Below are 9,354 nucleotides of genomic sequence, written 5' to 3'. Positions count from 1 at the left end.
CCTTGCGGTTGCGCGGTGCCGCTGAGCGGGCGACAGCGATGCCCGGCGCGGCGGGCAGGCTCTTCCCGTGCTGATCTTGTGGGTGCAACCGCCCGCCGCGACGGAGGTTCCGTGCCATCGCGGCGATGCGGGGCGGGAACAACCGATCGTCTGAGGCGTAGGAGGGGCGCGAGCCGCGCAACCCGGCGCAGGCCCCGCTTCCTTCCTCAGGGGATCTCACCCATGGCCAAGTCCGGCAAAAATCCCGCAACCAAGACAGCGCCTGCCGCCAGGGCGGTGGCGAAGACATCGGCTCCCGCGAAAATCGTCAAGTCGAGCAGAATCGAGCTGGCATCGAACACCAAGGCGAAGGTCGTGGGGCTGCTCAACGAGCGCCTTGCCGATGGCATCGATCTGGCACTCGTGACCAAGCAGGCGCATTGGAATCTGAAGGGGCCGGGCTTCATCGGCGTCCATCTGATGCTCGATGGCTTCCGTGCTGATCTCGACGAGCATGTCGACACCGTGGCCGAGCGCATCGCCCAGCTCGGCGGCATCGCGCTCGGAACCGTGCAGACGACGGCCGGCGCGACGTCGCTCAAGCCCTATCCGACGGATATCGTCCCGGTTCAGGACCATCTCAAAGCGCTGATCGAGCGTTACGCGGATGCCGGCAACAAGGTGCGCGAGGCGATCGATGCCTGCGACGAGGCCGGCGATGCCGATTCCGCCGACATCCTCACCGCCTATTCCCGCATGCTCGACAAGTCGCTCTGGTTCCTGCAGTCGAACCTCGCCTGAGGTCCATGCTGGCCTTGCAGGGTGCGGCGCATCATCGAAAACGTTGACGCGCGGCCCGTGCATGGGCTCTTAAGGGCCGAGACCTTTTGGCCCGTGATTTTTCCGGCCGGGGCAGGTTCCCCGGCCTTTCTGCGTTCGAGCGATGCGATGATGGACAAGACTTTCGAGCCGGCAGCCGTCGAGGCCCGGATCAGCAAGGCCTGGGACGAGGCCGGAGCCTTCAAGGCGGGCAGGGGAGCTCAGCCTGGCGCGGAGCCCTATTGCATCGTGATCCCGCCGCCAAACGTGACCGGCTCGCTGCATATGGGCCACGCGCTCAACAACACGCTGCAGGACGTGCTCTGCCGCTTCGAGCGCTTGCGCGGCAAGGACGTGCTCTGGCAGCCAGGCACCGACCATGCCGGCATCGCGACCCAGATGGTCGTCGAGCGCAAGCTCGCCGCCGAGAACAAGACCGACCGCCGCACGATGGGCCGCGAGGCCTTCCTCGCCGAGGTCTGGAAGTGGAAGGAGGAGTCGGGCGGCACGATCGTCAACCAGCTTCGCCGCCTCGGCGCCTCCTGCGACTGGTCGCGCGAGCGCTTCACCATGGATGAGGGTCTGTCGGCCGCCGTCCTCAAGGTCTTCGTCAGCCTGCACAAGCAGGGGCTGATCTACCGCGCCAAGCGCCTCGTGAACTGGGATCCCAAGTTCCAGACCGCGATCTCCGACATCGAGGTCCTGCAGATCGAGAAGAACGGCTCGTTCAAATGGGAGCGCGGCAGCGAGGAGGCCTTCGACCCGGCCAAGCTCGACAAGGTGCTGAATCGCGACCCGAACGGCCATCTCTACTATTTCAACTACCCGCTCGAAGGTGCGACCTACGACGCCGACGACGCCTCGACCTTCATCACCGTCGCGACGACGCGCCCGGAGACGATGCTGGGCGACACCGGCATCGCCGTGCATCCGGACAACGAGACGATCGGCCATCTGATCGGCCGCAAGGCGGTGCTGCCGCTGGTCGGCCGCATCATCCCGATCGTGCCCGACGATTACGCCGACCCGGAGAAGGGCACCGGCGCGGTCAAGATCACACCGGCGCATGACTTCAACGATTTCGAGGTCGGCAAGCGCCACCAGCTCGACGTCGTCAACATCCTCGACGGCGAGGCGCGCATCCTGCTCGCCGGCAACGAGGATTTCCTGGCCGGCGCCAAGCCGGACGGCGAGACGCTGGCGCTTGACGGGCTCGACCGCTTCGCCGCCCGCCGTCGCGTCGTCGCGATGATGGCCGAGCGCGGCTTCCTGGCGAAGGTCGAGCCGCACGGCCATACGGTTCCCCATGGCGACCGCTCGGATGTCGTGATCGAACCCTGGCTCACCGACCAGTGGTATGTCGACGTCAAGCCGTTGGCGGAGCGCTCGATCAAGGCGGTCCAGGATGGCCGCACCAAATTCACGCCCGAGAACTGGACCAAGGTCTTCTACGACTGGCTGGAGAACATCGAGCCCTGGTGCGTCTCGCGCCAGCTCTGGTGGGGCCACCAGATCCCGGCCTGGTACGGGCCGGATGGCGAGGTCTTCGTCGCCGAGTCGGAGGCCGAGGCGCAGACGCTCGCAATGGCGCATTACGGCGACACCGTCGCGCTGACGCGCGACGAGGACGTGCTCGATACCTGGTTCTCCTCGGCGCTCTGGCCGTTCTCGACGCTGGGCTGGCCCGAGCAGACCGCCGAGCTCAAGCACTATTACCCGACGGCGACGCTCGTCACCGCCTTCGACATCATCTTCTTCTGGGTCGCCCGGATGATGATGATGGGCCTCAACGTCATGGACGAGGTGCCGTTCCGCGACGTCTATATCCACGCCATCGTTCGCGACGAGAAGGGCGCGAAGATGTCGAAGTCCAAGGGCAACGTCATCGACCCGCTGGTGCTCGTCGACCAGTACGGCGCCGATGCGCTGCGCTTCACCCTGGCGGCGATGGCGGCTCAGGGGCGCGACATCAAGCTCAGCACGCAGCGTGTCGAGGGCTATCGCAACTTCGCGACCAAGATCTGGAACGCGGCGCGCTTCGCCGAGATCAACGGCTGCGCGCGGGCGGACGGCTTCGATCCGGCCAATGTCAGGCAGCCGCTTAACCGCTGGATCCTCAGCGAGGCGGCGCAAGCGGCCGAGGACATTGCCGCCGGCATCCCGAGCTTCCGCTTCAACGAGGCGGCGGGCGCGGCCTATCGCTTCGTCTGGAACCAGTTCTGCGACTGGTATCTCGAACTCGCCAAGCCCGTGTTGCAGGGCGAGGGCGTCGATGCCGCCGAGAAGGCCGAGACGCAGGCGACCGTTGCCTATGTCATCGACCTGATCTGCCAGCTCCTGCATCCCTTCATGCCCTTCCTGACGGAAGAGCTCTGGGCCCAGAAGGCCGGGGCCGGCGCGCCGCGCAAGCTCGCCGCCGGCGATGACGCGCTGGTCTGCCTCACGCGCTGGCCGGATCTCTCCGGTCTCAAGGACGCGGCGGCGGAAGCCGAGATCGGCTTCGTCGTCGACCTGATCTCGGATATCCGCTCGGTCCGCTCCGAAGTGAACGTGCCGGCCGGAACGCAGGCCCCGCTCGTCCTCGTCAACGCCTCGGCCGCGACGCGCGCGACCATCGAGAGCTGGCGGCCGATGATCGAACGGCTCGCCCGCGTCTCCGACATCGCTTTCGAAACGGCGGCTCCGGCGCAGTCGGCCCAGATCATCGTGCGCGGCGAGGTCGCGGCGCTGCCGCTGGCCGGCTTGATCGATCTCGATGCCGAGCGCTCCCGCCTGACCAAGGAACTGGCCAAGCTCGACCAGGACATCGCGGTCGTCGAGAAGAAGCTCGGCAACCCCGATTTCATGGCCCGCGCGCCCGACGAGATCGTCGAGGAGAATCGCGAGCGCAAGGCTGCGGCGGAAGCGCGCAAGACGAAGATCGCGGAGGCGCTGGCGCGGCTGGCCTGACCCGCCACCGCATTCCGGCCACCGCTGCGTCTTCAAATTGACGTTACCGTAAGAGAGGACTCGCCTTCTCCTTGGACATCGCTTAGATGCGCATGGCGCAACTCCGCCATGCGCGATATGGCGGCAATTCGGATCGGCTGATCAGGACCCATGCTGAAGCGGGCTTATGACTGGTGTGTTTCCTACGCCTCGCACCCGGCCGCTCCCTGGCTGCTCTTTGCGCTGACCTTCGTCGAGAGTTCGATCAGCCCGCTGCCGCCCCTGCCGCTGCTCCTGCCGATGTGCATCGCCAGGCCGGATCGCGCCTGGTTCTACGCCGGAATCTGCTCGCTGGGCGCCGTGCTCGGCGGCTATCTCGGCTACGCCATCGGCGCGCTGCTCTATGAATCGCTCGGTTCCTGGCTGATCGGGATCTACGGGCTGCAGGACAAGGCCGCGCATCTCATCGCCACCTCGCAGGATTACTGGTTCTGGGTGCTCGTCACCAAGGGCCTCACGCCGATCCCCTTCAAGATCGTCACGATCATGTCGGGCTTCCTGCATTTCGACCTGTGGAAGTTCACGGTCGGCATGGTCGTCTCCCGCGTCACCTTCTTCCTGATGATCGCGGTGGCCCTGCGCTTCTATGGCGACGACATCCGCATCTTCATCGAGAAGCACCTGCCGCTGGCGGCGCTGACCCTACTGGTGGTTGTGGTCGGCGGCTTCTTCGTCCTGCCGATGGTACTCTGAGGCGCGGCGCTCCGCCGTCGCATCGGCCTTTTCGTGTCATCGCTGCAACACTGTGGCGGGAACGCTCCCGGCGCCATGTCCATGCCCGGGCTCGCCGCGAAGCCGCCACAAAGAGCGCCCAGCACAAGGGCACGTTAAGTCTTTGAGATATAGACAAATTGAAACTTCGTGAGGCTGCGGATCGCAATATCCCGGCCGAAATCGGGGTTTCGAGGCCGGCGTTGCGATCGGCCTGATCGGCGTGGCATTTTCCGGCCGGGCTGGTCTGGGAGGACAGGGCGAGTGGCGATGGATGCGCGTGTGTTCGACAAGTCGAGGCTGCCGAGCCGCCATGTGAGCGTCGGCCCGGCCAAGGCCCCGCACCGCTCCTATTATTACGCGATGGGCATGACCGCGAAGCAGATCGCGCAGCCCTTCGTCGGCGTCGCCTCCTGCTGGAACGAGGCCGCCCCCTGCAACATCTCCCTGATGCGCCAGGCCCAGGCCGTGAAGAAAGGCGTCGCTTCCGCCAGCGGCACGCCGCGCGAATTCTGCACGATCACCGTCACCGACGGCATCGCCATGGGCCACCAGGGCATGAAGTCGTCGCTGGCCTCGCGCGAGGTCATCGCCGACTCGGTCGAGCTCACCATGCGCGGCCATTGCTACGATGCGCTGGTCGGCCTCGCCGGCTGCGACAAGTCGCTGCCCGGCATGATGATGGCGATGGTCCGCCTCAACGTCCCCTCGATTTTCATCTATGGCGGCTCGATCCTGCCCGGCACCTTCAAGGGCCGTCCCGTGACCGTCCAGGACGTGTTCGAGGCCGTCGGCAAGCATTCGGTCGGCGCGATGTCCGACGAGGACCTGAAGGAGCTCGAGGAGGCTGCATGCCCCTCGGCCGGCTCTTGCGGCGCCCAGTTCACCGCCAACACCATGGCGACGGTCGCCGAGGCGATCGGCCTGGCGCTGCCCTATAGCTGCGGCGCTCCGGCCCCCTACGATGTCCGCGACACCTTCTGCTACACCGCCGGCGAGATGGTGATGGAGCTGATCGCCCGCAACATCCGCCCGCGCGACATCGTCACCCGCAAGGCGCTGGAGAACGCCGCAATGGTCGTCGCCGCGACTGGCGGCTCGACCAATGGCGCGCTGCACCTGCCGGCGATCGCGCACGAATGCGGCATCGATTTCGACCTGTTCGAGGTCGCCGAGATCTTCAAGAAGACGCCCTATATCGCCGATCTGAAGCCGGGCGGGAAATACGTCGCCAAGGACATGTTCGAGGTCGGCGGCATCCCGCTGGTGATGAAGAGCCTGCTCGACGCCGGCTATCTCCACGGCGACTGCATGACCGTGACCGGCCGCACCATCGCCGAGAACATGGCCTCGGTGAAGTGGAACGACCAGCAGGACGTCGTCTACCGCGCCGACAAGCCGATCACGGTGACCGGCGGCGTCGTCGGCCTGCGGGGCAATCTCGCGCCCGAGGGCGCCATCGTGAAGATCGCCGGCATGCCGGAGGACCAGCTCGTCTTCACCGGCCCGGCGCGCTGCTTCGACCGCGAGGAGGATGCCTTCGAGGCGGTCAGGAACCGGACCTATAATGTCGGCGACGTCCTCGTCATCCGCTATGAGGGCCCCAAGGGCGGCCCCGGCATGCGCGAGATGCTGTCGACCACCGCGGCGCTCTACGGCCAGGGCATGGGCGACAAGGTAGCCCTCATCACCGACGGGCGTTTCTCGGGCGCGACCCGCGGTTTCTGCGTCGGCCATGTCGGGCCTGAAGCCGCCGTCGGCGGCCCGATCGGCCTGATCCGCGACGGCGACATCATCGAACTCGACGCCATCACAGGAAAGCTCGCAGTCCGCCTTTCTGATGCCGAACTTGAGGAGCGTCGTAAGGACTGGAAACCGCGGAAGACCGACTACAATTCCGGCGCGCTGTGGAAATACGCGCAGACGGTCGGCTCCGCCAAAGGCGGCGCCGTCACCCACCCAGGAGGGGCGGCCGAAACCCATTGCTATGCGGATATCTGACGTCACCATAGCTTGCATGTTGCTGATGCTCGGCGGCCCCCAGGTCGCCCGGGCACAGGACTATGCCAATGGGCAGCCCATGCTGCCGCCGAGGCCGATTCCCGGAATCGCTCTCCCGGAACCCGATTCCTCGCGCCCGACCTCGCCCGACACGGCCACGATCGCGCCGGCTCCGAACACGCCGATGGCGCATTCAGCCCTGCCGCTCGTCCCCTTCAACAGCGCGCGCGACGCGCTGCGCGCCTGGATGCGCGATTCCTCCGCCGGGGATCAGGTCGGAGCCGTCCGCGCACTCGAATACGCCGCCTCGCAGGGGCATCTCACCGCGCAGTACAAGCTCGGCCGGATGTATGCCGGCGGCGAAGGCGTCCCGACCAACGATCTCAAGGCCTTCGAATATTTCTCGAAGATCGCGGATGAAAATGCCGACGCCATTCCCGGCACGGCGGACGGCCGCATGGTCGGCAGCGCCTTCGTGGCGCTCGGCAGCTATTTCATCGACGGGATCAAGGGCAGCTATGTGAAGCCCAATCCCGACCGTGCCTTCGACATGTTCAACTACGCCGCTTCCTATTTCGGCGACCCGGACGGCCAGTACAATCTGGCGCGGCTCTATATGAAGGGGCAGGGCACCGCCCGCGATCCGCGTCAGGCGGCGCGCTGGATGAAGCTCGCTGCCGAGAAGGGCCATGCGCCGGCCCGCGCCGCCTTCGGCGAGATGCTGCTGCGTGGCGGCGAGGGCGTGCCGCGCCAGCCCGTGCTCGGCCTGATGTGGCTCGCGCTGGCCCGCGAGAGCGCCGATCCGGCGCGCGAGGCCTGGATCCTCGAGCGCAACGATGCCGCCTTCGCGTCGGCGTCGCCGGCAGACCGTACGGCCGCCCTTGCTTTGGTGGAGCGCCAGCAGGTCGCAACCGGCGCCAGCCCGAGCCGCGGCGCCGGCCGGCCTTAGAGCCTCTTAATTCAACTCGATCATCACCGGCACATGGTCCGACGGCTTCTCCCAGCCGCGGACATGCTTGGCGATCTTCACGCCGGCGAGCCTGTCGGCCGCCTGCGGCGACAGCAGCAGATGGTCGATGCGGATGCCGTTGTTCCGCTGCCAGGCGCCGCCCTGATAATCCCAGAAGGTGTAGAGCCCCCCGGCCTCGGTGGTGCTGCGCAAGGCTTCGGTCAGGCCCAGATTGAGAAGCTCCCGGAAGGCGGCCCGTGTCGGGGGCAGGAACAGCGCATCGCTGACCCAGGCCGCGGGGTCGCGTGCGTCACGGGGCTCGGGGATGACGTTGTAATCGCCGGCCAGCACCAGCGGCTCCTCGTGCTCCAGCAGCATTTCGGCATGCGCCGTGAGCCGCTTCATCCAGCCGAGCTTGTAGGGATATTTCTCGGTGTTCGSCGGGTTGCCGTTGGGCAGGTAGATCGAGGCCAGCCGCACCACGCCGTTGCCTAGCGGCAGCACGCCTTCGAGATAGCGCGCCTGCTCGTCGCCCTCGTCGCCGGGCAGGCCGCGGCGCACATCCTCGAGCTTGCTGCGGCTGAGGATCGCGACGCCATTGAAGGTCTTCTGCCCGTGCGTCTCGACCTGCCAGCCGGCCGCCTCGATCTCGGCGCGCGGGAAATCGGCATCGAGGCATTTGATCTCCTGCAGGCAGAGCGCGTCCGGCTCGGCCTCCTTCAGGAAATCGAGCAGATGGCCGAGCCGCTGGCGGACCGAGTTCACGTTCCAGGTGGCGATGCGCACGAGATGCTCCGGTATCAGGCAGGCCGCAGATAAGCGGAATCGCAATCGCGATGGCAAGTCGCTTTCCACCGCAAACAAAAACTCCCCGCATCGCTGCGGGGAGCCATTGATTGCCGGTCGGGCTGTCGGGCCCTGTCAGGGGCAGGCGCGGACGACACCGCCCGAGGCGATATAGGTTCCGGTCTCGGGATTGTAGGACCGGAAGCGGCGCGAGCAGTAGGCGACCGCGTCGGTGTCCTCGACGCTGTAGCCATAGGCACGCGGAACGGGCGGAGCATAGACCACCGGCGGCGCGACATAGACCGGGGCCGGCTCGTAATAAACTGGCGGCGGCGGAGGCGCGGCCAGCGCACCGGCCGCCAGAGCACCGCCAATGACACCGGCGGCGATGCCGGCGCCGATGGCCGGACCGCGGCGGTAGCCACCGTAATAGCGGGGGCCGTAATAGCCGTAGCGGCGCCATTGCACGGTCTGGAGCAGGCCGGCATCCGCCTTGGCCGAGGCGACCGCGGCAGAGGCCGGCGCCAGCGGCGCCGCGGTGGCGGGAGCAGCGAGAGCGGCGCAGCCGGCGAGGGCGGCGGCGACGGCAAACGTCCTGATCATGGCGAAACTCCTTTACTGTCCCGTGCGAGTGGAACTTCGCATGTCCCCCCGATTGGGCGTGATTGTAGCGATTTATCGAGCCGGCGGAAAGACTAGTCCGCAATCCCGGCGTAAATGCGCCGTCACAACATTGTGGCTGTTGAGGCTCGGAGCCTCATCCGGCGTCTTGCGTCGACGGGTTTTCCTCGCCATCTAGCGCTTCGCCTCACAGAAACCTCCTCATGCATTCGAAGGATCAGGACCCTACCATGGCCCAGACCGGCAGCTCGCCCTCCCGTTCCGCCCCGCCTGGCGCGATGAAGCCCCTGCCGGCGCTGATCTTCAGCTCCCGCTGGCTGCAGCTGCCGCTCTATATCGGCCTCATCGTGGCCCAGTGCGTCTACGTCTTCCTGTTCCTCAAGGAGCTCTGGCACCTCGTCACCCACGCCTTCGACTTCAGCGAGCAGCAGATCATGCTGGTCGTGCTGGGACTGATCGACGTGGTGATGATCTCGAACCTGCTGATCATGGTGATCGTC

At 66.5% G+C, this 9,354-nt stretch carries 8 protein-coding genes; 6 read left to right on the top strand and 2 right to left on the bottom strand.

The annotated features are described in order from the left end of the window. The first annotated feature begins 222 nt into the window (after positions 1 to 222). The 5 genes from dps (at position 223) to AB4Y99_RS21040 (ending at position 7,447) form a co-directional block, all read left to right on the top strand. Positions 223 to 780: a DNA starvation/stationary phase protection protein Dps gene (gene dps, locus AB4Y99_RS21060; protein ID WP_441524692.1), complete on the top strand. Its 558-nt coding sequence runs from the start codon at positions 223 to 225 to the stop codon at positions 778 to 780. A 147-nt stretch (positions 781 to 927) separates the two neighbouring features. Continuing rightward, the gene (locus AB4Y99_RS21055) at positions 928 to 3,747 is read left to right on the top strand and encodes a valine--tRNA ligase (RefSeq protein WP_441524691.1); all 2,820 of its coding nucleotides are present in this window, start codon (positions 928 to 930) and stop codon (positions 3,745 to 3,747) included. Between the two features lie 150 nt (positions 3,748 to 3,897). Continuing rightward, entirely contained in the window at positions 3,898 to 4,479 is a 582-nt protein-coding gene (locus AB4Y99_RS21050; RefSeq protein WP_113252344.1) for a YqaA family protein, read from the top strand. A 288-nt stretch (positions 4,480 to 4,767) separates the two neighbouring features. Next, positions 4,768 to 6,498 (top strand): dihydroxy-acid dehydratase, encoded by a 1,731-nt coding sequence (gene ilvD / locus AB4Y99_RS21045; RefSeq protein WP_113252343.1) that lies wholly within the window; start codon positions 4,768 to 4,770, stop codon positions 6,496 to 6,498. A gap of 16 nt (positions 6,499 to 6,514) precedes the next feature. Then, positions 6,515 to 7,447: a tetratricopeptide repeat protein gene (locus AB4Y99_RS21040; protein WP_248312667.1), complete on the top strand. Its 933-nt coding sequence runs from the start codon at positions 6,515 to 6,517 to the stop codon at positions 7,445 to 7,447. Between the two features lie 6 nt (positions 7,448 to 7,453). On the opposite strand, the gene xth is transcribed toward AB4Y99_RS21040, so the two are convergent. Together xth and AB4Y99_RS21030 are read right to left on the bottom strand one after the other, a co-directional pair. Beyond that, on the bottom strand, positions 7,454 to 8,233 hold the full coding sequence (gene xth, locus AB4Y99_RS21035; RefSeq protein WP_441524690.1) for an exodeoxyribonuclease III: 780 nt from the start codon (positions 8,231 to 8,233) through the stop codon (positions 7,454 to 7,456). Positions 8,234 to 8,368: 135 nt separating this feature from the next. Then, positions 8,369 to 8,836 carry a BA14K family protein gene (locus tag AB4Y99_RS21030; RefSeq protein ID WP_441524689.1) on the bottom strand — a complete coding sequence of 156 codons (468 nt, stop codon included), beginning with the start codon at positions 8,834 to 8,836 and terminating at the stop codon, positions 8,369 to 8,371. Positions 8,837 to 9,084: 248 nt separating this feature from the next. Between AB4Y99_RS21030 and AB4Y99_RS21025 the strand changes: the two genes are divergently transcribed. Further along, a partial coding sequence (locus AB4Y99_RS21025) for a YqhA family protein (protein WP_441524688.1) occupies positions 9,085 to 9,354 on the top strand: 270 nt, incomplete at its 3' end.

The sequence above is a fragment of the Allobosea sp. TAB14 genome (genome assembly GCF_052113865.1).
Taxonomy (GTDB): domain Bacteria; phylum Pseudomonadota; class Alphaproteobacteria; order Rhizobiales; family Beijerinckiaceae; genus Allobosea; species Allobosea spartocytisi.
The sequence above is the reverse complement of the archived record's forward strand: the minus strand, read 5'-3'. Positions and strand labels throughout refer to the sequence as shown.